Annotated in this window: 2 protein-coding genes; both read right to left on the bottom strand. The window is 65.9% G+C overall.

Annotated elements, in window-relative coordinates; all coding sequences use genetic code 11:
- Window positions 1-69: 69 nt before the first annotated feature.
- Window positions 70-11,415: a non-ribosomal peptide synthetase gene (locus tag JBE38_RS21270; protein ID WP_205345062.1), complete on the bottom strand. Its 11,346-nt coding sequence runs from the start codon at window positions 11,413-11,415 to the stop codon at window positions 70-72.
- Window positions 11,412-24,323, bottom strand: coding sequence for a non-ribosomal peptide synthetase (locus tag JBE38_RS21275; protein ID WP_205345063.1), 12,912 nt, complete (start codon window positions 24,321-24,323; stop codon window positions 11,412-11,414). The genes JBE38_RS21270 and JBE38_RS21275 overlap by 4 nt, the downstream gene beginning before the upstream one ends.
- Between the last annotated feature and the right edge of the window lie 549 nt (window positions 24,324-24,872).

Here is a 24,872-nt window from a genome sequence, read left to right on the forward strand (position 1 = left end):
ATGACCCTAAAGCAGTGATGAGGTCCGTTCTAAAGCGGGACAGTTAAAAATGGGCGCGTTGCATGGCCTTCAAGACACCACCTCCCCAATCACCAAACGCTCAAGCCACCACTGCGCCACTCCCTGAACATTCGGCGCTTTAAGCAAGGTGAAATGATTCCCCTCGCCATACCCCACCTCCAGCCCACTGCCTTGGCGCCGCCAGCCTTCAATCATCAACCCCTGCTCACGCTGATTGCCCGCCATATCCAGGGTCGCGTCGCGTGCCAACACCAGGCGCACCACCCCGCGATACGGCCGCGCCGGCCGATACACCGTGCGCAACGCCGCCGCATAGGTACGCGCAGGCCCCACCATCGCATCCACCGCAGCGCGGGCAGGCAGCAACCCCACGCGCACCATCCCCGCATGCAACGCCTGCTGTTGGGCCACCTCATCGCGCAGGGCAAAGTCCGGCGGATCGATGCCCAGCGACTTGCCGGCCGACACCTGCATGGACTCGATCAAGCGCAGCAGCGCCGCCGTCGAGGTGTATGGCCGCCCTATCACACCGTTGCCACCCGGCGACTCACTGTCGATCACAGTCAATGACGCCACTTCACGCCCCGCAGCCTGCAAGCGCAGCGCCATTTCCAGCGCGACCCAGCCGCCAAACGAATGTCCGATAAGATGCACCGGCCCCTGCGGGCACTCATGCTCCAACGCAGCCAGGTAACACTGCGCCGCCGCTTCCACTTGGCTGTGGGGCACCGCTTCGCCGTCGAGGCCACGGGGTTGCAAGCCATACAGCGGCCAGTCACGCCCCAGCGCCTCACTCAAGCCGACGAAGCCGGTGACGCTGTCACCCGCCCCCGGCACGCAAAAGATCGGCGCATGCCCTGCGCGGCCGCTTTGAATGCGCAGCAACGGTTGATGCGCGGCCTCCTTGACCGGCGTCCCCGTTGCCAATGCCTCGTTCAGCGCGCGGCCCAACGCCTGGATATGCGGGGCTTGCATCATGCTCTGGTGATCCCCCGGCACTTCGATGCGGCGCAGTTGCCCCGGCGCCAGCGCGTCGCTCCAGCCCAGCGATTCACTGCGTCGCGACAGCTCGGTAGGCCGTTCCTCGGCACTGAACAGATGCACCGCCAGCGGCAGCGGGAACAGGCTGTAATGCGCCAACGCATGTCCATGCCCGACTTCCCGCTCGATGAAATTCAACAGGTCGGTGTCCGTCGCCGCCGCCATTTGCGCGTATAGCAGACCTTGATCGCGACAGCGTTGCAGCAGGCCCGCAAAGTCCAGCTGTCCAAGGCCTGCCTCCAATTGCTCAATACTCGCCAGCTCATTCACACCTCCCTGGGCTTTCCAATAGGCGCTGCACTGCAACAGCAAGTGGCGCTTGAGCGCGTCCGTACCGCTCCAACGCGCCTTGCCTTGGTCGGTCATGCGCGGCACGTAGCTGTCGATCAGCCCGAGAAACGCGACCGGCTCGTCCAGCCCCAGCAGTTGCATGGCGACTTCATAGGCCAGCACCCCGCCAAACGACCAACCGGCGATCCGGTACGGCCCATGGGGCTGGAGGCCGCGAATCAGACCGACCAGGCGCGCCGCCAACCCTTCCATGGTGTTCAAGTGCGGCTCGCCGAGGGGCACGCCCGGCAGGCCATAGATGGGGTAATCGCCGGGCAGATGCTGGCCCAGCGCCGGGAAGTACACGTCCATGCCGCTGAACTCGTGCACCAGGAACAGCGGCGGCTGCGAACCGCCGCTGCGCACCGTGACCACCGACGTCTCACGCACCGGCTCATCGGCACGCTCGCGCAGCATCGCCGCCACGGAGGCCACGCTGGCATGCTGGAACAGCTCGGCCAGGGACACCGGCAAACCGGCCTCCTCCATCAGCTTGACCAGGCGGATCGCCAACAGCGAATGCCCACCCAACTCGAAGAAGCTGTCATGCCGCCCCACCTGCTCAAGTTTCAGCACCTCGGCCCAGAGTGGCGCCAAGGTTTGCTCCAAAGCGTCCATCGGGGCTTCGAAATCGCGCTGGGCCAGCGCCTCCCTGTCAGGTATCGGCAAGGCTTTACGGTCGACCTTGCCATTGGCGGTCAACGGCAACTGCGCCAAGGGAACATAGGCCGACGGGACCATGTACGCCGGCAACTGGCCTTGCAGGCAGGCACGCACCGCGTCGACGCCGACCGGTTCGCCGGCCCAGGTGAAATACGCGACCAGACGCTTGTCGCCCGGTACGTCCTCACGCGCCAGCACCACCGCCTCCCGGACGCCGGTGCAGGCGGCCAGGCGCGCTTCGATCTCACCCAGCTCGATGCGAAAACCGCGGATCTTCACCTGGTCGTCATTGCGTCCGATGCACTCCAGCAGGCCGTCCGCCGTCCAGCGGCCGAGGTCGCCGGTGCGGTACATCAGGTTGCCCGGGTTGAACGGGTCATCGACAAACTTCTCGGCAGTCAGCTCGGGCCGGTTCAAATACCCCTTGGCCACGCCGTCGCCGCCGATGCAGATTTCGCCGCTCACCCCCAACGGCAGCGCTTGCAGTTGCGCATCCAGCACATAGACCTGGGTATTGGCAATCGGCCCGCCAATCGGCACGCTGTCGGCGCTTGGCGCCAGCGCACGCACTTCATGCGTGGTGGCGTAGGTGGTGGTTTCGGTCGGCCCATAGCAATGCACCAGGCGCACGGCCGGTGCCCGTGCCAGCAACGTGCGGAAGGCGGCCGGGTCGGCCCGCTCGCCGCCACACAGCAGGATGCGCAAACCGGCCAATGCGTCCGGGATCATCTGCACATACTGGTTGAACAGCGCCGTGGTCACGAACAGCACCGTGGCGCCTGCCAACGCCGCGCCGAACGCGGCCGGGTCGAGCAAGGTGGCATGGTCGATCACCTGCACCTGGCCGCCGTTGAGCAAGGCGCCCCACACATCCATGGTACTGGCGTCGAAGGCCGGGTTGGAGGCAAAGGCCACGCGGTCACTGGCATTGAAGTCGGCATAGCCATTGTTGAGCACCAGCCGGGTAATGCCGCGATGCGGCACCAGAACGCCTTTGGGCGCGCCGGTGGAGCCCGAGGTGTACATGATGTACGCCACGCTGTCCGACGCCTGCGACAGGGCCGGGTTATGGCTCGGTTGCGGGTCGAGAACCAGGGTGTCCAGATCCAGCCGCTGCGCCGAATGCACGGGGCGCGTATCGCTGCGAGTCAACAGCCAGGTCGCGCCGCTGTCTTGCAGCATGAAGTCCTGGCGCTCGGCCGGCGCGTTGAGGTCCAGCGGCACGTAGGCGGCCGCGCATTTGAGGATCGCCAATTGGCAGACCAGCAGGTCCAGCGAACGCGGCAACAGCATCGCCACAGGCTCGCCCGGCTGCACGCCCAGCCCCAACAAATGATGGGCCAGGCGGTTGGCGCGGGTGTTCAAGTCAGCGTAGCTCAAGCCGTGTTCGCCATGCCGTGCCGCCACGGCATCCGGTCGTGCCTGGGCCTGGGCTTCGAACAGGCGCTGCACCGTGTGTTCACGCGGGTACGCCCGAGTGGTCGCGTTGAAGCCCAGCAACTGCTGTTGCTCGACGTCGGGCAGAATCGGCAAGCACCCGATGGCGATAGCGCTGCCCTGCTCCAGCGCCTGCACGATGTGCTCAAGGGCGACATTCAGGTAGGCACACAGGCGTCGGGCACCCGGCCCCATGGCCTTGAGGCTGAAACCGTCGCCCAGGTCATCCACACTCAGCGACAGCGCGTAGTTGGTGTGCTCCTGCGCCTTGAGCAATTGAATGCCTTGCCACGCCTCGGCCACTCCCGTGGCGTGCGGCGCGCTGTGGCGATAGTTGAACAGCACGTTGAACAACGGTGTTCCCACCGGCACACCGCTGCAACGTTGCGCCACGGCCAGCGGTGCGTGTTCATGGCTGAGCAGTTGGCTCAGGCGTGCGTGGGTGGCGCGCAGGGCATCACGCACCGCGTGTTCACCGAGGTCGACGCGCAGCGGCAGGGTATTGATAAATACGCCCATGGCCCGCTCGGCGCCTTCGCCACCTTGCAGGCGGCCGAGCATCACCGTGCCGAACACCACCTGCTCACGCCCCGCCACCTTGCCCAACACATGAGCCCAGGCCAGGTGCATCAGGCTCGCTGCGCTGACACCCGACAGACGCGCCTGGCTGCGCAGGCGCTGGCTGAGTGACGGGTCTATTGCCACCTGCACCGACTCATCAGGCCCCAGCGGCTCGACTTGCGTTGGCTCATCGATCTCACTGAGCATCTCGCGGAAAAAGCCTTCGTGATCGTCCCCACCCGGTCGGGTCTGGGCCAGCGTCTGGGCTACATAGTTGCGATACGGAACGGCCTCTCCCAAGGTGTCCGAAGTCCCCAGCAAAAAGGCTTGCAGCTCCTGTTGCAGGATGTCCAGGGCGACGTGGTCCATCACCAAGTGGTGGAACAACAACGTGGCGACCAGCCCTTGCGCCGCCTCGCTGCACACCAGACGCATCAACGGTGCCTGGCCCAGGTCCAGACGTTGCGGCAGCGGCCCGGTTTCAACCCGCAACACCGCGTTGCGCCACACCACTTGTACCGGCTCCTCGAGGCCGTCCCAATGGAATGACGAACGCAACACGTCATGCCGCTGGATCACCGCCTGCAACGCCTGGGTAAAGGCGTCCAGGCGCGCCTGGCTGTCAAAGGCGAATTGCGCCTGAAGCACATAAGCGTCAGCGCCCTGCGTCGCACGATGCTGATACAGCATCCCGGCCTGCAACGGCGCCAGCGCGTAAATATCCTGCACATTCGCCACGCCCCCCGGGATGCAGGCGACGATCCGGTCGATGGCCGGCTGATCGAGCTGGATCAACGGCAGCATGCCCGGGGTGATCCGGGTGCAATCTGCGGCAATCCGATTGGCCGGCACCGCCACTTCGCGCCCGCCGCCCAACGCCGCCGCCAGACCCGCCAGCGTCGGTTGGCCGAACAGCACCTTCACGTCAGCCGACAAGCCCAGGCGGCGCATGCGCCCCATCAGGCTGACCGCCAGCAACGAGTGCCCGCCCAACTCGAAGAAGTTGTCGTGACGGCCTACGCGCTCCACATTGAGCAGCTCGGCCCACAGGCTGGCCAGGCTGATTTCCGTGTCGCCTTGGGGCGCTTCGTATTCGCGCCTCCCCAGCGCGTCCACATCCGGTGCCGGCAGTGCCTTGCGGTCGAGCTTGCCGTTGGGGCTCAGCGGCAAGGCCTCAAGATGGACGAAGACAGCCGGGACCATAAATTCCGGCAGGTGGTGCAGGAGGTGAGCACGCAGTGCTTCGACCGCAGTCGGCACGCCGGTGTAATAGGCGATCAGCCGGTCTTCGCGCGCTACAACCGCCGCTTCGTTGACCTGGGCATGTTCCAGCAGTCGCGCCTGGATTTCCCCCAGTTCGATCCGCAGGCCACGGATCTTCACCTGGTCATCGTTACGGCCCAGGTACTCGATATTGCCGTCGGGCAAATAGCGGCCCACGTCCCCGGTGCGATACAGGCGCCCGTGGGTGAACGGGTCGTCGAGGAAACGCTCGGCGGTCAGTTCCGGGCGGTTCAGATAACCCCGTGCCACTTGCACACCGCCGATGAACAATTCACCGACCACGCCCAGCGGTACCGGCTGCAACTGCGCATCCAGCAGGTACATGCGGGTATTGGCAATCGGCTTGCCGATCGGCGTGTTGTCCGGGGTCAGCGGCCCGGCGCAATTCCACGCCGTCACATCCACCGCCGCTTCTGTCGGGCCATACAGGTTGTACAGGGCGATCCCCGGCAACTGCTGCTTGAAGCGGCGCACCAGGCTGCCCGGCAAGGCTTCGCCACTGCACATCACCCGCACCAGCGCAGCGGCCTGGCTCAGATCGTCATGAGCGAGGAACACCTCGAGCATCGACGGCACAAAGTGCAGGGTGGTGACGCGTTCGGCCTCGATCACCTCGCACAGGTAGGCCGGGTCTTTGTGCCCGCCCGGGCGCGCCATGACCAGGCGCGCACCGCTCAACAGCGGCCAGAAGAACTCCCACACCGACACATCGAAACTGAACGGGGTTTTCTGCAGCACCGTATCATCGGCGGTCAGCCCGTATTCGTCCTGCATCCACAACAGGCGATTGACCACCCCCGCGTGCTCGTTGATCACGCCCTTGGGCTGGCCGGTGGAGCCGGAGGTGTAGATCACATACGCGGTCTGGCTGGCTACCTGGGGATTCTCGGCCGACAGGTGCTGCCAGGTCGGGCGGTCCAGGTCGACCACCGGCACCTGGCCGAGCAAGGTATGCGTGGTGCACTGGGCCAGCACGACCCAAGGCGCGCTGTCCTTGAGCATGTAGGCGATGCGCTCCAGCGGGTAGGCCGGGTCCAACGGTACATAGCCGGCACCGGCCTTGAGGATCGCGTACAGGCCGACCACCATTTCCAGGCCGCGCTCCACGCAGATAGCGACCCGCGCGCCCGGTTTTACGCCCAACGCCATCAGGTGATGGGCCAACCGATTGGCTTGTGCATTGAGTTCGGCGTAGGTCAACTGCCGATCCCCGGCCTTGACGGCCACGGCGTGCGGTGAACGCTCGACCTGAGCCTCGAACAACCCATGCAGGGTCTGGTCGAGGTTGTAATCGACCTGCGTGGCGTTGAAGTCGAACAGCAGGTGCTGGCGCTCGCGCTCATCCAGCAGCGGTGCATGTTCCAGCACGGCCTGGTCGTTATCGACCATGGCCTGCAAGACCCGCTTGAAATAGCCGACGTAACGCTCGATTGTCGACTCATCGAACAGCGCCACGGCGTATTCCAGCGATCCGATCAAAGTGCCCTGCACCTCTCCCAGGTCCAGGGACAGATCGAACTTGGCAAAGTGGCTGTTCTCCACAATGCTCTCCAACGCCAGGTCACCCAGCGCCAGGGCCGGGGCGCTGCTGTCCTGCCAGGTCAGCAGGGTCTGGAACAGCGGGCTGTGCGCCAGGCTGCGCACCGGGCGGGTAATCTCCACCACTTGTTCGAACGGCAGGTCCTGATGGGCCTGGGCCGCCAGCGTCAGGCGCTTGACCCGCGCCAGCAGGGCCTCGGTGCTCAACTCACCCGAGGTATCGATGCGCACCGCCAGGGTGTTGACGAACAGCCCGATCAGCCCTTCCACCTCGCTGCGCGTGCGGTTGGCCACCGGCGAGCCGATCACCAGGTCCTGCTGCCCGGACAACCGCGCCAACAAGGACGCCCAGGCCGCCATCAAGGTCATGTACAGCGTGGTGCCATGCCGCTGGCTCAAAGCCTTGAGCCCGGCCGTGAGGCGTTCATCCAGGCGCACGGCGACGCTGTTGCCGGCGTAGTCCTGTTGCGCCGGGCGGGGGCGATCGGTGGGCAGCGTGAGCAAGGCCGGGGCGCCGTCCAGCGCCTGTTGCCAATAGGCGCTCTGGCGCTGCAGCACTTCACCGCTCAACCACAGGCGCTGCCACACGGCAAAGTCGCCGTACTGGATCGGCAGCGGCGGCAACGGGTCTGACTGGCCGTGGCTGAACGCCCGGTACAGCGCCATCAGCTCACGGGTCAGCACGCCCATCGACCAGCCATCGGAAACGATGTGGTGCAGGGTCAACAGCAACACATGGTGATCATCGGCCATCACCACCAGGCGTCCGCGCAGCAACGGGCCACGCTCCAGGTCGAACGGCGCCGACGCTTCGCCCTGGATCAGCGCGTCCAGCGCCTGTTGCGGTTGCGGATGGCGGCGCAGGTCCTGTACTTGCAGGGGCAGCATCTCCTCGGCCGGAACCACCAGCACTTGGGCTTCTTCACCGTGCTGGGCGAAACGGCTGCGCAGGGTTTCATGCCGCGCAACGATGCGTGCCAGTGCGCGCTGCAACGCCTCTACGTGCAACTGCCCGCGCAGGCGCAGGCCAATGGGGATGTTGTAGGCGGTGTTGGCGCCTTCCATCAGCGCCAGGAACCACAGGCGCTGCTGGGCGAAGGACAGCGGGATGTGTTCATCGCGGTTGGCCGGGAGGATGTCCGGCAAGGTGCTGCGGCCGGCCTGGGCCAACACATCGCTGACGGCGGCCAGTTCGGCGTTGGCAAACAAGTCCCCCAGCAACAGCTCCACGCCCAGGCGCTGGCGTACCTGGGACACCATGCGCATGGCCAGCAACGAGTGCCCGCCCAGTTCGAAGAAATGGTCGTGCCGCCCCACGCGCTCGACCTGCAGCACATCGGCCCAGATCTGCGCCAGCTGGGTTTCGATTTCGCCTTGGGGCGCCGCGTATTCACGGCTAAACACCGCCGCCATGTCCGGCGCCGGCAGGGCCTTGCGGTCGAGCTTGCCGTTGGCGGTCAGCGGAAACGCGTCAAGTTTCACGAAGGCCACCGGCACCATGTAGTCCGGCAGGTGCGTCACCAGATGGGCGCGGATGCCCGCAACCGTCAGCGGGTCCAACTGCGGCTTCTCGGTGAAATAAGCCACCAGCCGCTCGTCACGCACCAGCACCACGGCTTCGAGGATGCCGGGCAGTTGGTTGAGCTGGGTTTCGATCTCGCCCAACTCGATGCGCATGCCGCGGATTTTCACCTGGTCGTCGTTACGCCCCAGGTACTCGAGGTTGCCGTCCGGCAGCCAACGCACCAGGTCGCCGCTGCGGTACATGCGCCCGCCGTTGAACGGGTCTTGCAGGAAGCGTTCTGCAGTCAGTTCCGGGCGGTTCAGGTAACCGCGCGCCACCCCCTTGCCGCCCACATACAATTCGCCTGCCACGCCCAGGGGCACCGGGCGTTGTTGTTCGTCCAGCACGTACACCGTGGCATTGGCGATGGGTTTGCCGATATGCAGCGGCTGCCCCACTTCGACCTTGCCGGAAGTGGCAACCACGGTGGCTTCGGTGGGGCCATAGTTGTTGATCAATGCAAAGCGCTGCGCCCGCGCAAACTGGCGCAGGCGGTCGCCGCCGATCAACAGGGTGCGCAGCGTCGGGTGTTCGATCTGTTGGCTGAAGGCATACTCGGCCACCGGTGTCGGCAGGAAGCCTACATCCAGAGGTTGCGCGGCCCACCACGCCAGCAAGGCGTCGATGTCTTCACCGCCCTCCTGGGTCGGCGCCAAGTGCAGGGTCGCGCCCACACACAGTGCCGGCCACACTTCCCAGGCCATCGCGTCAAAGCCGAACCCGGCCACGCTGGCGGTATGGCGCCCGGCACACAGGTCAAAGGCGCGGCAATGCCAGTCCACCAGGTTGGTCACGGTGTGGTGTTCCACCATCACGCCCTTGGGCAGGCCGGTGGAACCGGAGGTGTAGATCACGTACGCCAGGTTCGACGGTGTGACGCCGGTCTTGGGATTATTCGCCGAATGGTGCTGCCAGGTGTAGCGATCCAGGTTGATCACCGGCACGTCCAGCACCGGCAGACGCTCGAGCAACGCCTGTTGGGTCAGTACCGCCACCGGGGCGCTGTCGCTCAGCAGGTAGTTCAGGCGCTCGGCCGGGTGGGAGGGGTCCACCGGCACATAGCAGGCCCCCGCCTTGAGGATCGCCAGCAACCCGGCGAGGGTGTCCAGGCCACGGCGGGCAACGATGGCCACGCGGTCGTCGGGCTGCACGCCCAGCGCGATCAGGTGATGGGCCAGCAGGTTGGCTTGCTGGTTCAGCTCGGCATAGGTGCGTTGTCGGCCTTGGTGCACGGCGGCAATGGCGTCGGGCGTGAGTGCGGCCTGGGCTTCGATGCGCGCGTGCACCGAGGTGCCTTGGGGGAATTCGGCCTGGGTCGCGTTGAACTGTTCCAGCAACAGCTGTTGTTCGCAGGCAGGTACGACCGCGATCTGGTTGAGCGCCGTGTGGGGCGCCTGCTCCAGCGCCGTCACCAGGTTTTCCAGGGCGGTTTGCAGGTAGGCGCAGACGCGTTGCGGGTCCACCTGGGTGCTGGCCAGCAGGCTCAGGCCAAAGCCTTCGCCGAAGTCATCCACGCTCAAGGTCAACGGGTAGTTGGTGCGCTCCTCGGCGCTGAGCGCGGTGATGCCGGCCCAGGCCGATAACGCCTGCTCACTGGCGGCCGGCGCGCTGTGACGGTAGTTGAGCAAGGCGCTGAACAACGGCGTCGGTGCCACCACCCCACTGCAACGCTGCGCCAGGGCAAGCGCCGCATGTTCATGGCGCAGCAAGGTGGTCAGGCGCACGTGCGTGGTCTTGACCCCGGCACGCACGTCCTGGTCATCCACGTCCACGCGAAACGGCAAGGTGTTGATGAAGATTCCCAGCGCACGCTCGGTGTCATGGCTGCCCTGCATACGGCCCATCAAGACCGTGCCGAACACCACCTGCCGCTTGCCGGCGAGCACGCCCAACACCTGCGCCCAACCCATATGGAACAGGCTGGCTGCGCTCACCGCCAACAGCCGTGCCTGTGCACGCAAGCGCTGCCCCAGCTGCGGCGACAGCGGCAGGCTGACTTCAGTGATGCCACGGGCATCGCCCTGTACATCCTGCAAGCCGAACGGCAAGGTCGGCTCGCTGATATCGCCGAGCATCTGGCGGAAGAACGCCTCGTGCTCCTGCTCGCTGACCCCCAGTCGCGCCTGGGCCACATAGTTGCGAAACGGCACCGGCTGACCAAGCGCCGCGCCCTGCCCCAACAGGCACGCTTGCAGTTCATGGCACACCACTTCAAGGGCGCTGTGGTCCAGAGCCATGTGGTGAAACAGCAAGGTGGCGACGATCCGCGCATTCACCGGGTCATCGGCGCGCACCAGACGCAGCAACGGCGCCCGGGTCACGTCGAGACGATAGTGACGAACATCGAACAGCCCGTGCAGTTGCGCCGCGATGTCGCCATCGGCGGGGTCCAGCTCAAGGGCCTGCACCGGCAGGCGAGCCTGGCGCCAGACCACTTGCGAGGGCTCGCGCAAGCCTTCCCAGACCACGCTGGTACGCAGGATGTCGTGCCGGTCCATGACGGCCTGCAGGGCCTGGGCAAACGCGTCGAAACGCTCAAGGCTGTCGAAGGCGAACTGCGACTGCATCACATACGGGTCACCGTGCTCGGCGCTGACGTGATGGAACAGGATGCCTTCCTGCAGCGGCGCCAACGGGTAGATGTCCTGGATATTCGCGACACCGCCATCGACCGTGGCGACGAGGCCGTCGATCTCCTCCTGGCTCAGCGTCGACAGACTCAACATCGCCGGGGTGATGCGCTCGGCATCCAGCGGGATGCCATTGGCCGGCACCGTTACTTCACCGGCCTTGGTCGCCGAGTATTCGCCGCCCTTGATCAACTCGATCAGCGCCGGTTTGTGTTCGCGCAACGCGGCCAGCAGCGCCGGGTCTTGCAACGCTTGTTTATTGCCTTGCACCGACAACTGCTCACCCTTGAGCGCCAATTGGACACCCTTGGTTTGCAGCGTCGCCAATAGTTCGAGGATGCTCACAGGACGATCTCCATTTGTTCGATGACGGCGGCGTAGCCCGCCAGGGTCGGCTGTTCGAACAGCGCCCGCACATCGGCTTCCATGCCTTCCTGGCGCAAGCGCCCGATCAAGCTCACGGCGAGCAGCGAATGCCCGCCCAGTTCAAAGAAATTGTCGTGGCGCCCTACCCGCTCCACGCCAAGCAGCTCGGCCCACAGCCGGGCCAGCAGGGTCTCGGTGTGACCTTGCGGCGCCTGGTATTCGCGCACGATCAATGCCTCCATGCCCGGCAGCGGCAACGCCTTGCGGTCAAGCTTGCCGTTGGGGCTCAGCGGCAGCGCGTCGAGGTGCACGAACAGGGCGGGCACCATGAAGTCCGGCAGGTGCTGCAACAGATGCGCGCGCAGTGTTTCGATGTCGGTGTGCACGCCGGTGTAGTAGGCGATCAGCCGCTCTTCGCGGGCTACTACCGCCGCTTCATTGACCTGCGCATGCTCGAGCAGGCGCGCCTGGATTTCGCCCAGTTCAATGCGCAGGCCACGGATCTTCACCTGGTCATCGTTACGGCCCAGATACTCGATGTTGCCGTCGGGCAACCAGCGCCCGATGTCGCCGGTACGGTACAGGCGCCCGTCGCTGAACGGGTCTTTGAGAAAGCGTTCGGCGGTCAACTGCGCACGGTTCAGGTAACCCCGCGCCACTTGCACCCCACCGATGAACAACTCACCGACCACGCCCAGCGGCACCGGCTGCAACTGCGCATCCAGCACATACATGCGAGTGTTGGCGATGGGTTTGCCGATCGGCGTGTTGTCCGGTACCTCGGGGCGTGCGCAGTTCCAGGCCGTCACGTCCACCGCCGCTTCTGTCGGGCCATACAGGTTGTACAGGGCGATCCCCGGCAACTGCTGCTTGAAGCGCCGCACCAGGCTGCCCGGCAACGCTTCGCCACTGCACATCACCCGCACCAGCCCGCTGGCCTGGCCAACATCGCCATGGGCCAGGAACACGTCGAGCATCGACGGTACAAAGTGCAAGGTGGTGATGCGTTCGGCCTCGATCACGTCGCACAGGTACGCCGGGTCTTTGTGCCCACCCGGGCGCGCCATGACCAGGCGCGCACCGTTCAACAGCGGCCAGAAGAATTCCCACACCGACACGTCGAAGCTGAACGGGGTTTTCTGCAACACCCTGTCATCGGCCTTGAGGCCATAGGCGTCCTGCATCCACAGCAAACGGTTGACCACGCCGGCGTGTTCGTTGATCACGCCTTTGGGCTGGCCCGTGGAACCCGAGGTGTAGATCACATAGGCCGAGTGCCGGGCGCTCAGGCCCGGCACCTGGGGGTTGGTGGCAGGCTGGTGCTGCCAGGTGACCGAATCCAGATCAAGCAGCGGCACGTCGCCCAGCAACGTGCGGGTGCCACCTTGCGCCAGCACCACCACCGGCGCGCTGTCTTGCAGCATGTAGGCGATGCGCTCCAACGGGTACGCCGGGTCCAGCGGCACGTAGGCGCCACCGGCCTTGAGGATGGCCAGCAGGCCGACCACCATGTCCAGGCCCCGCTCGACGCAGATACCCACGTGTGAATCCGGCTCTACTCCGAGTTCCCGCAGGTGATGGGCCAGGCGGTTGGCACTTTCATTAAGCTCTGCGTAGCTCAGTTGCTGCTCAGCGGCCTTGACCGCCGGCGCATTCGGCGTTTTCGCCACCTGCGCCTCGAACAGACCGTGCAGGGTCTGGTCGAGGTTGTAGCTGACATCGGTGGCGTTGAACGCCACCAGCAGTTTCTGGCGCTCGTCGTGGCCCAGGACCGGCAGACGATTGAGCGCCTGGTGCGGTGCCTGCTCCAAGGCGTCAACCAGGCCCGCCAGGGCCGTCTGCATATAACCGCACACGCGCTGCGCATCGAACTGCGCCAGGGCGGTGACGTCGTAGCCATCGCCCAGGTCATCCACGTTCAACGTCAGCGGGTAGTTGGTGCGCCCATCGTTGACCAGCGTCTGCATGCCTTCCCACGCCTGCTGTGCCTCGGCGGCACGGGTGGCGGCGCCGCGATGGCGATAGTTGAGCATCGAGCTGAACAACGGCGCCGGTGCCGCCACCCCACTGCAACGCTGGGCCAGGGCCAGGGACGCATGTTCATGCCCGAGCAACGCGGTCAGCCGCGCATGGGTGGCCCGCACAGCCATACGGGCGCCTTGCGCATCGATATCCAGGCGCAGCGGCAAGGTATTGATAAACACCCCGAGCGCCCTGTCGGCACCCTCGCCGCCTTGCATGCGCCCGACCAGCACCGTGCCGAACACCACGCTGTGGCGGCCCGACGTGGCCGCCAGCACCTGGCCCCAGGCCAGGTGGAACAGGCTTGCGCTGCTCACGCCAAGCAACCTGGCTTGGGTGCGCAGGCGGCGGTTGAGCTCGCTGTCCAGGCGCAGGCAGTGTTCCTCGATCTCACGGCCGTCGCCGCGCACATCCTGCAAGCCAAACGGCAAGGTCGGCTCGTCAATATCGCCGAGCATCTCGCGGAAGAACGCTTCGTGCTCCTGTTCGCTGACGCCCAGGCGCGCCTGAGCCACGTAGTTGCGGTACGGCATGGGGGCAACGGTTGGCGCGGCGTGGCCGAGCAAATGGCCCTGCATTTCGCGCAGCACCACGTCGAACGCGGTGTGGTCCAGCGCAATGTGGTGATACAGCAACGCCGCGACTACGCGTTGGTTGGCCGGGTCCTGGGCGAACATCAAACGAATCAGCGGGGCCTGGCGGATATCCAGGCGATAGCGGCGGGCATCGGAGTGTGCGTACAGCGCCGCCAACACATCACCGTCCAACTGCAACTCTTCCAGCGGCAACTCGGCACGGCGCCACACCACTTGCAGCGGCTGCACCAGGCCCTCCCAGACCACGCCGGTGCGCAGGATATCGTGACGGTCGATCACCTGTTGCAGCGCCTGGGCAAAGGCTTGCAGGCGCTCGAGGCAATCAAAGGCCAGGTGCGATTGCAGCAGGTACGGGTCGCCCTGCTCGGCGCTGAGGTAGTGATACAGCATGCCTTCCTGCAACGGCGCCAGCGGGTAGATATCCTGCACATTGGCCGCGCCACCGGGCACCTGGTTGACCACCTGATCGAGGGTCGATTGATCGAGGTCGACCAGGGTCAGCATATCCGGGGTAATGCGCGCACAATCGGCGGCAATCCGGTTGGGCGGCACCTGCACTTCGCGGCCACTGCCCACGGCTCCGGCCAGGGCGGCCAACGTCGGCTGGCTGAACAACACCCGCACGTCGGCGCTCAGGCCGACCTGGCGCATGCGTTCGATCAGACTGACGGCCAGCAACGAATGCCCGCCCAGCTCAAAGAAGTGGTCATGGCGCCCGACACGCTCCACTTGCAGCACTTCGGCCCAGATCCGCGCCAGGGTGGTTTCCACATCGCCCTGGGGCGCCTCGTAGTCGCGACTGAGTAGCGCGGCCTGATCGGGCTCCGGCAGGGCCTTGCGGTCCAGCTTGCCGTTGGCGGTCAGGGGCCACGCGTCGAGCTTGACGTAGGCGACCGGCACCAGTGCGTCCGGCAGTTGCGCTTGCAGTTGCTCGCGCAGCGTCTCGATGGCCGGCGCTTGCTGCGCGGTGAACCAGGCCACCAGGCGAGCGTCACGCACCAGCACCACCGCCTCGTCAATGCCAGGCAAGGCGGCCAGGCGGCTTTCGATTTCGCCCAGTTCAACGCGTACGCCGCGCACTTTCACCTGGTCGTCGTTACGGCCCAGGTACTCGAGATTGCCGTCGGGCAACCAGCGCGCCAGGTCGCCGGTGCGGTACATGCGCCCAGGGTTGAACGGGTCTTGCAGGAAACGCTCGGCGGTCAGATCCGCGCGGTTCAGATAGCCCCGCGCCACACCGCAACCGCCCACGTACAACTCGCCGACCACACCGACCGGTACCGGGCGCAACTGCCCATCGAGCAGGTAGGTGTGAGCATTGGCGATCGGCCTGCCGATATGCAGCACCTGCCCGGCGCGCACGCGGCCGGACGTGGCGACCACCGTGGCTTCGGTGGGGCCGTAGTTATTGATCACCGCAAAGCGTCGCTCCTGGGTGAACTGGCGCAGGCGGTCGCCACCGATCAGCAGGATGCGCAACGTCGGGTGCAGCAGGTTCTGGCTGAAGGCGTACTCAGCCACGGGCGTGGGCAGGAAGCTCACATCCAGCGGCTGCGCCAGCCACCAGTCGAGCAGTGCGTCGATGTTCTCATTACCCATTCGGGCCGGCGGCAGGTGCAGGGTCGCGCCGGCGCAGAGTGCCGGCCAGACTTCCCAGGCCATCGCATCAAAGCCGAAGCCGGCGACACTGCTGGTATGGCTGCGCGCATCCAGGCCGAAGGCTTCGCAGTGCCAGTGCACCAGGTTTTCCACGGTGCGGTGTTCCACCATCACGCCCTTGGGCTGGCCGGTGGAGCCGGAGGTGTAGATCACGTAGGCCAGGTGCGCGGGGGTCAGGGTCGGCAGTTGCGGGTTGCTGACGGGGTGGTGCTGCCAACGGTCGCCCTGCAGGTCCACGGTGGGCACCGCACCGAGCAGGTCACGGGTGCCGGCTTCGGCCAGCACCGCCACCGGGGCGCTGTCCTGCAACAGGTAGGCGATACGCTCGGCGGGGTAAGCCGGGTCGATGGGCACATAGCCGGCGCCGGCCTTGAGAATGCCCAGCAACCCGACCAGCATCTGCGGGCCGCGACGGCAGCACAGCGCCACGCGGTCATCCGGCTGCACACCCTGTTGCAGCAGGTAATGAGCCAACTGGTTGGCGCGTTGATTGAGTTGCTGATAGGTCAGCGACTCCTCCTCTTGCTGCACGGCAATCGCGTTGGGCTGGCGCTCGACCTGGGCTTCAAAGGCGCCATGCACGGTGTGCCCGGTGGGGAAATCCACTGCAGTGTTGTTGAACTCGCGCAGCAGGGTTTCGCGCTCCGCCGCCGGCAGGATCGACAGCTGATTGAGCGCGGTGGTGGCGCCGCTTTCCAGGGTCGCGACCAGTTGCTCGATGGCGGCGTGCATGTAGCCGCACAGGCGCTGGGCGCCGATCTGCGGCAGCGCCAGCACACTCAGGGCAAAGCCTGTTCCCAGGTCATCGACACTCAAGGTCAGTGGGTAGTTGCTGCGTTCTTCACCGCCCAACAATTGCACGCCTCGCCAGATGCCCTGGCCGTCGCGGGCCATTTCGTCTGGCGTGCTATGGCGGTAATTGAGCAGCGCGCTAAACAGCGGCATGGCCGCCGCCACGCCGCTGCAACGTTGCGCCAGGGCCAGCGACGCATGTTCGTGGCCGAGCAATGCGCTCAAGCGCGCATGGGTGGCCTTGACCGCCACCGCCGCGCCGGCGGCCACATTGACCCGCAGCGGCAAGGTATTGATGAACATGCCCAGCGCACGGTCGGCACCGTCGCCGGCCTGCATGCGGCCCATCAACACGGTACCGAACACCACGTCGTCGCGCCCGGACACCAGCCCCAGCACCTGCGCCCAGGCCAGGTGCATCAGGCTCGCCGCGCTGACGCCCAGCAGGCGCGCCTGCTCACGTACCCGCAGCGCCAGGGCTGCCTCCAGCGGTTGCTCGGCTTCTTCGATATCCCGCCCGTCGCCCTGCACGTCCTGCACGCCAAAGGGCAAGGTCGGCTCATCGACATCGGCGAGCATTTCGCGGAAGAACTGTTCATGCTCCGCCACGCTCACCCCCAGGCGTGCCTGGGCCACATAGTTGCGAAACGGCGACGGCGCAGGCAAGGCATCGGCCTGGTCGAGCAGGCAGGCGCGCATTTCCTGGCCGACCACGGCCATGGCGGTATGGTCCAGCGCCAGGTGGTGGAACAGCAAGATCGCCGCGACTCGCTGATGGTTCGGGTCCTGCGCATAGACCATGCGCAGCAGCGGCGCCTGGGTGATGTCCAGGCGGTAGTGGCGAGCGTCGAAACGCGCATGCAGTTGTTCGATGACACTGCCGCCCGCCGGATCTACGGCGACCTCTTGCACCACCAGCTGGGCGTCGCGCCACACCACCTGCACCGGGCTGTCCAAGCCTTCCCAGACCACACCCGTGCGCAAGATATCGTGGCGCGCGACCACCTGTTGCAGCGCGCCCATGAAGCTTCGCAAGCGCTCGAGGCTGTCGAACGCCATGCGCGACTGCAACAGGTAGGGGTCGCCCTGCTCGGCGCTGATGTGGTGATAAAGGATGCCTTCCTGCAGCGGTGCCAGCGGGTAGATATCCTGCACATTCGCCGCGCCCCCCGGGACGCTGGCGACGATCCGCTCGATCGCCGCCTGATCGAGTTGCACCAGGCTCAGCATCGCCGGCTCGATGTGCGCGCAACCCGCCGGGATACCATTGGCCGGCACCACGACCTCGCGGCCGCTGCCGACCGCCGCCGCCAACGCGGCCAGGCTCGGCTGGCTGAACAGCACGCGCACATCGGCGCTCAGGCCCACCTGGCGCATACGTTCGATCAGGCTGACGGCGAGCAATGAATGCCCGCCCAGCTCGAAGAAATGGTCGTGCCGCCCCACGCGTTCCAGCTTGAGCACGTCCTGCCAGATCTGCGCCAGCAGGGTTTCCACTTCGCCTTCCGGCGCTTCGTAGCCACGGCTGAGCAGCGCGCTCTGGTCCGGTGCCGGCAAGCCCTTGCGATCCAGCTTGCCGTTGGCGGTCAGGGGCAACAGCGCGAGCCAGACATAGGCCGAAGGCACCATGTAGTCCGGCAAGCGTGCTTGCAGGTGGGCACGCAACGCTTCGATCGGCAACGCCGCCTCGCCGGTGTAGTACGCCACCAGGCGCTTGTCGCCAGGCTGGTCTTCGCGGGCCAGCACCACGGCGTCCTTGACCCCGGCAAACATGGCCAGGCACGTCTCGATTTCGCCCGGTTCGATACGGAAGCCGCGAATCTTCAATTGCAGGTCATTGCGCCCCTGGTAGAGCAACGTGCCGTCGGCCTGCCAGCTTGCCAGGTCGCCGGTGCGGTACAGCAGGCCGTCACCAAAGGGGTTGGCGATGAATTTTTCGGCGGTCAGTTGCGGCTGGTTCAAGTACCCCTTGGCCACACCCGCACCGCCGATATACAGCTCACCGACCACGCCCAGCGGCAGTGGTTGTTGACGGGCGTCGAGCACATAGGCCTGGGCATTCGCGATTGGCCGGCCGATGGGGATGCCGCCCTCGCCCACCGCAGTGATCTCGTAGATGGTGGAGAACGTGGTGGCTTCGGTCGGCCCGTAGCCGTTAAGCAGGTGCCGGGGCTTGCCGTGCCGGAGCACGCGGCCGATCACCAGCGGGTCGAGGACATCGCCGCCGACGATCAGGTAACGCAACTGAGGCAACACCGGCATCAGCGCATCGGCGTACTGATGGAACAGCCCGGCGGTCATCCACAACACACTAACGGCCTGCTCCTGCAGCAATGCGGCGAACGCCGCCTGGGACAGCAGCACGGCCTGGTCGACCACCACCACGCAACCGCCATTGAGCAATGGCGCCCATACGTCGAGGGTGCTCGCATCGAACGCCGGGTTGGAAGCGAAGGCCACGCGGTCGCGTTCGTTGAAATCGGCATAACCGTTGTTGAGCACCAGGCGCGAGATGGCGCGGTGCGGCACTTGCACACCCTTCGGGGCGCCGGTGGAGCCGGAGGTGTAGAGGATGTACGCCACGCTTTCCGAGCTTTGCGCCAGCTCCGGATTGCGCGCTGACTGCGCCTCCAGATTCAGGTCGGCCAGGGTCGTGAGCACCCGGTGTGCGCCACTGTCCTGCACCATGTACGCCTGGCGGTCCACCGGGGCGTTGATGTCCAGCGGCACATACACCGCCGCGCACTTGAGGATCGCCAACTGACACACCAGCAGATCGAGGGAGCGCGGCAGGGCAATCGCCACGCTTTCGCCGGGCTGCACGCCTTGCTGGATCAGGTGATGGGCCAGGCGGTTGGCGCGCCGGTTAAGGTCACGGTAACTCAGCGACAACGCGCCGTGCACGGCCGCTACCGCCTCCGGCCGGGCCAGCGCCTGGGCTTCGAACAGTTGCTGCACGGTGAGTTGCGACGGGTATTCGCGGTGGGTGGCGTTGAACGTCACCAGCAGTTGATGACGCTCGGCGGGCGGCAGAATCGACACCGCCTGCAACGGCGTGGTCGGCGCTTGCTGCAAGGCGCTGACCAGATGGCGCAATGCGGTGAGCATGTATTCGCCCACACGTTGCACATCCAGGCTGGCCACGCCTTGCACCGTGAGCGCGAACCCGCTGCCCAAGTCATCGACGTTGAGGACCAGGGGGTAGTTGCTGCGCTCTTCGGAACTGAGGATTTGAATGCCCGCAGCGGCGAACGGGCTGTCGCCCGGGGCTTCATCCGGCGCGCTGTGGCGGTAGTTGAGCAGCGTGCTGAACAACGGCAATGAACCCGGCACACCGCTGCAGCGCTGGGCCAGGGACAACGAGGCGTGCTCATGCCCGAGCAATTGCGCCAGCCGCGCATGGGTGGCGCGCACCCCGGCCTGTACGCCGACAGTGCCGAGGCTGACCCGCAGCGGCAAGGTATTGATGAACATCCCCAGTGCACGGTCGGCGCCCTCGCCGCCCTGCATACGGCCCAGCAACACGGTGCCGAACACCACATCCTGCTGGCCGGACACCTGGCCCAGCACCTGCGCCCAGGCCAGGTGCACCAGGCTGGCAGTGCTCACACCCAGCTGCCGCGCCTGCTCGCGCAGGCCCTGGCTAAGGGACGGCTCCAGGGGCAAGTGGGCTTCGAGGATGCCGCTGCCGTCGCCGTTCACGTCCTGCAGGCCGAACGCCAGGGTGGGCTCATCGAGATCGCCGAGCATGTCGCTGAAGAAGGCTTCGTGCTGCGCCTGGGTCACGCCGAGGCGCGCCTGGGCCACGTAATTGCGGTACTGCACCGGTTCCGGCAAGTGCGCGTCATCACCGGACAGGCTGGCGCTCATCTCCTGTACCAGCACTTGCAGCGCGGTGTGGTCGAGCAGGATATGGTGCAACAACAGGATGCCGACCAACCCGTCCGGCGCCTGGGCATAGGCAAAGCGCATCAGTGAGGCGCGCGACAGGTCGAGGCGATAGTGGCGCGGGTCAAAGCGCTGCTGCAGTTGCGCCAACGCATCCTGGCCCGGACTTTCGAGGCGCTCGACGGCCAGCGGCGCCTGGCGCAGCACCACTTGCACCGGTTCCTCCAGGCCCTCCCAGAGAATGCCGGTGCGCAGGATGTCATTGCGTTCGATCACGCGGTGCAGCGCCTGGACGAACGCGTCCACTGCGGCCTGGTCGGTGAAGCGCAACTGCACCTGCAACACGTAGGGATCGCCCTCGGTGGTTGCCAGGTGGTGGTAGAGGATGCCGGCTTGCAACGGGGCCAGGCCGTAGATGTCCTGCACGTTGCCAAGGCCGCCGGGGACGCTGGCGATGATGTGGTCGATCGCCGCCTGGTCCAGCGCTACCAACGGCAGCATCTGCGGCGTGATCTGTTCGCAGGTTGCGCTGATGAGGTTGGCCGGGACCTGGACCTCCCGCTGACCGCCCACCGCTGCCGCCAACGCAGCCAGGGTGGGCTGGCCGAACAGCACGCGCACATCGGCACTGAGGTCGGCCTGGCGCATGCGTTCGATCAACTTGACCGCCAGCAACGAGTGCCCGCCCAGCTCGAAGAAGTTATCGTCACGCCCCACGCGGTCGAGCTTGAGCAGCTCTTGCCAGAGGCCGGCGATGGTGGTTTCCACCGCGCCCTGCGGGGCGGCATAACCACGGCGCACCAGCGCATCGGTATCCGGGGCAGGCAACGCCTTGCGGTCGAGCTTGCCGTTGGGGGTGAGCGGCAACTGGTCCAGCCGTACGAAGGCGCTGGGCACCATGTAGTCAGCCAGGCTGCGCAGTAGATGATCGCGCAAGGCGGCGGTGCTGAGTTCGCCGTCGGCAATCACATAGGCCACCAGGCGCTTGTCGCCCGGCTCATCCTCGCGGGCAATCACCACGGCGTCACGCACGCCGTCGGCGGTGGCCAGGCGCGCTTCGATTTCGCCCAGTTCGATGCGGAAGCCGCGGATCTTCACCTGGTCGTCGTTGCGCCCCAGGTATTCAACGCTGCCGTCGGCCAGCAGGCGGCCAAGGTCACCGGTCTTGTACAGGCGCTGGCCGGTGACCGGGTCGGTGAGGAAGCGTTCGGCGTTCAGCGCCGGTCGGTTCAAGTAACCACGCGCGACACCGGCACCGCCGACGTACAACTCGCCGGCCACGCCAAACGGCAACGGCTCGCGAGCCGCGTCGAGCACGTACAACTGCAAGTCGGGAATACGCACGCCAATCGGGCTGACGCCCACCAGCTGGGCATCCGCCGCCTGCAAGGCACGATAGGTCACGTGCACGGTGGTTTCGGTGATGCCATACATGTTGACCAGTTGCGTGCCGGCATTGATTGCGCGGGCATACCACGGCTTGAGCAGGCCCGGCTCCAGGGCTTCACCGCCAAAAATCACCTGGCGCAGGGAATGTGCTGCGGGGCTGCGGCCTTGGGCGGCGATCAACTGCCGGAACGCGCTGGGCGTCTGGTTGAGGATGCTCACGCCCGCCTCGCAGAGCAGCGTGTAGCACTCATCCGGCGAGCGGCTGACCAGTTGCGGCACGATCAACAACTGGCCGCCGTGCATCAACGCGCCCCAGATCTCCCACACCGAGAAGTCGAAGGCAAAGGAGTGAAACAACGCCCACACATCGTTGCTATTGAAGCCAAACCAGTGCTCGGTGGCCGTGAACAACCGCGCCACCTGGCGGTGTTCGATCATCACGCCCTTGGGCAAGCCGGTGGAACCGGAGGTGTAGATCACGTAGGCCAGGTTGGCCGGGCTCAACGCCAGTCGCGGGTTGACGATGGATTCCTGGCCCAGGTGGTTGAGATCGATCTGCGTCAGCTCGCCGACCAAGTGCGCGGTGTTGGCCTGCACCAGCACGGCCACCGGCTCGCTGTCGTGCAAGGTGAAGGCGATACGTTCCAGCGGGTAAGCCGGGTCGATGGGCACATAACCGGCGCCGGCCTTGAGAATGCCCAGCAGGCCGATGATCATTTCCAGGCCACGCTCAACGCAGATCGCCACGCGGTCGTCGGGGCGCACGCCTTGGGCCAGCAGGCGGTGGGCTACCTGATTGGCGCGTTCGTTGAGTTGACGGTAGGTCAGACGCCGGTGATCGAAACGCAGCGCGACCGCCTCGGGATGGGCGGCGGCCTGGGCTTCGACTTGCTGGTGGATCAGGGCGTTATCGGCATAATGCGTGGGGCTTTGGTTGAGGCCGTGCAGGAGGGTCTGGCGTTCGGCGTCGGGCAGTATGTTCAGGCCGCTGAGCGGCATATCCGGTCGCTGCTCCAACGCATCGGCCAGGCTTTCGAGGGCCGTATGCAGGTAGCCGGCCACTCGGCCTGCGCCGATGGAGGCCTCGACGATCACGCTCAGTGCAAGGTCTTCGCCCAGGTCATCGACGTTGACCGTCAGCGGGTAGTTGGTGCGCTCCTCGGCGCCCAACACCTGGATGCCGGGGGCAACCTCGATGACGGCAGCCATATCGGTGGCGGCGCTGTGACGGTAGTTAAGCATCGCACTGAACAGCGGCGTCGGCGCGGCGACGCCGCTGCAACGTTGCGCCAGTGCCAAGGAGGCATGTTCATGATCGAGCAAGGTGGTGAGGCGCGCATGGGTCGCCCTGACCCCGGCGCGGATGCCCTGCTCGCCCACGTCCACGCGCAACGGCAAGGTATTGATGAACATGCCCAAGGCGCGTTCACCACCTTCGCCCGCGTCCATGCGACCGAGCATCACCGTGCCGAACACCACCGCCTCACGGCCGGACACCACGCTCAGCACACGGGCCAGGGCCAGGTGCAGCAGGCTCGCCATGCTCACCCCCAACGGGCGTGCCAAGGTCCGCAGGCGCCGGCTCAGGCCGCTGTCGACGGGGATACGTGCCTCATCGACGCCGTGGCCATCGCCTTGCACATTCTGCAAGCCGAACGGCAACGTCGGCGCGTCGATATCGGCCAGCATCTCGCGGAAAAACGTTTCGTGAGCCTGCTCACTGACGCCCTGGCGTACCTGGGCGATGTAGCTGCGAAACGGCACCGGCTCGCCGGCCTGGGCGTGCTCGCCGGCCAGGTACAATTGGAGTTCATGGCGCACCCCGTCGAGGGCGGTGTGGTCGAGGATGGTGTGGTGGAACAGCAGCATTGCCACGACCCGCTGGTTGGCCGGGTCGTCTGCGAAGACCAGGCGCAACAGCGGTGCCTGGCCCAGGTCCATGCGGTAAGTCCGCGCGTCATAACGCGCCTGCAACTGGGCCAGCGCATCGCCGCCGTCGCAGCGGATGTCTTCGCATACCAGCGGCGCCTTGCGCCACACCACTTGCAGCGGTTCGTCGAGGCGCTCCCAGACCATCGAGGTGCGCAGGATGTCGTGGCGGTCGATCACCCATTGCAAGGCTTCGGCGAAAGCCTCCAGCCGTGCGCGGTTGTCGAACACAAACTGCGCGTGCAGCACGTAGGGGTCGCCTTGCTCGGCCGAAAGGTGGTGGTAGAGCATGCCTTCCTGGAGCGGCGCCAGGGGGTAGATGTCTTGCACATTCGCCGCGCCACCCGGGATCGCGGCGACGATACGGTCGATGGCGGCCTGGTCGAGGTTGACCAGCGGCAGCATGGCCGGGGTGATGCGGTAAGCCGGGCTCAGCCAGTCACCGCCGTGCTCGGCCACCAGTGCCAGCAGTGCGGGCTTGTGGGCGATCAGTTGATCCCACAGCGCGTCGCTCAGGGCTTCGTCGTCGCCCAGGATGATCAGGTCGCCCTCTTCAGTTTGCAGACGGATCGCATGGGTGGAAATCGCTGCCAATAATTCGCTGAACTGCATGGGGTAACCTGCCTGATAAGTCACGGTTGAGAAGAAAGTCCGTTTTCAGCTGCCGCTTGAATCGGGTGCGCTGCGCGCCCTGGGAAAATAGCGGGCGCAGCCAGGGGGCCTGGGGCGCTTCCGGCTGGTCTGGGACGTTAAGGGGTTTGGCGGGTGGGGGGTGACATGGGAAGTGGGGACACGGGCGGACTTGCGCCGCTCTAGGCGGGACTTGGGTATCTACAGGATCGGGTACATATCCGTTGCTGCGGTAACGGCTGATATTGGTTCCGCCCTTACGGCGGGTCACTTTTGGAAAAGAGCCCCAAAAGTAACCAAAAGGGCTCCTGCCCCACCACTCGGCACCTCGCTCAGGCTCGGTGTGCCCGAACACAGGCTTGAATCCGTGGGCCGCCGTCATGGGCCATCCCTGGCCCAGGACGGCTAACCCGGCGTCCTGCCGGGTTACCCACGGATTCAAGCCTGCGTTCGGCCAGCGTGGTTTAACGGGGCGCCTGAGATCAAGATCAAAATCAAAGGCAAGATCAAAAGCAGATCAAAAGCACGACG

The organism is Pseudomonas sp. ICBG1301, from assembly GCF_016918385.1.
In the GTDB taxonomy this organism is placed as follows: domain Bacteria; phylum Pseudomonadota; class Gammaproteobacteria; order Pseudomonadales; family Pseudomonadaceae; genus Aquipseudomonas; species Aquipseudomonas palleroniana.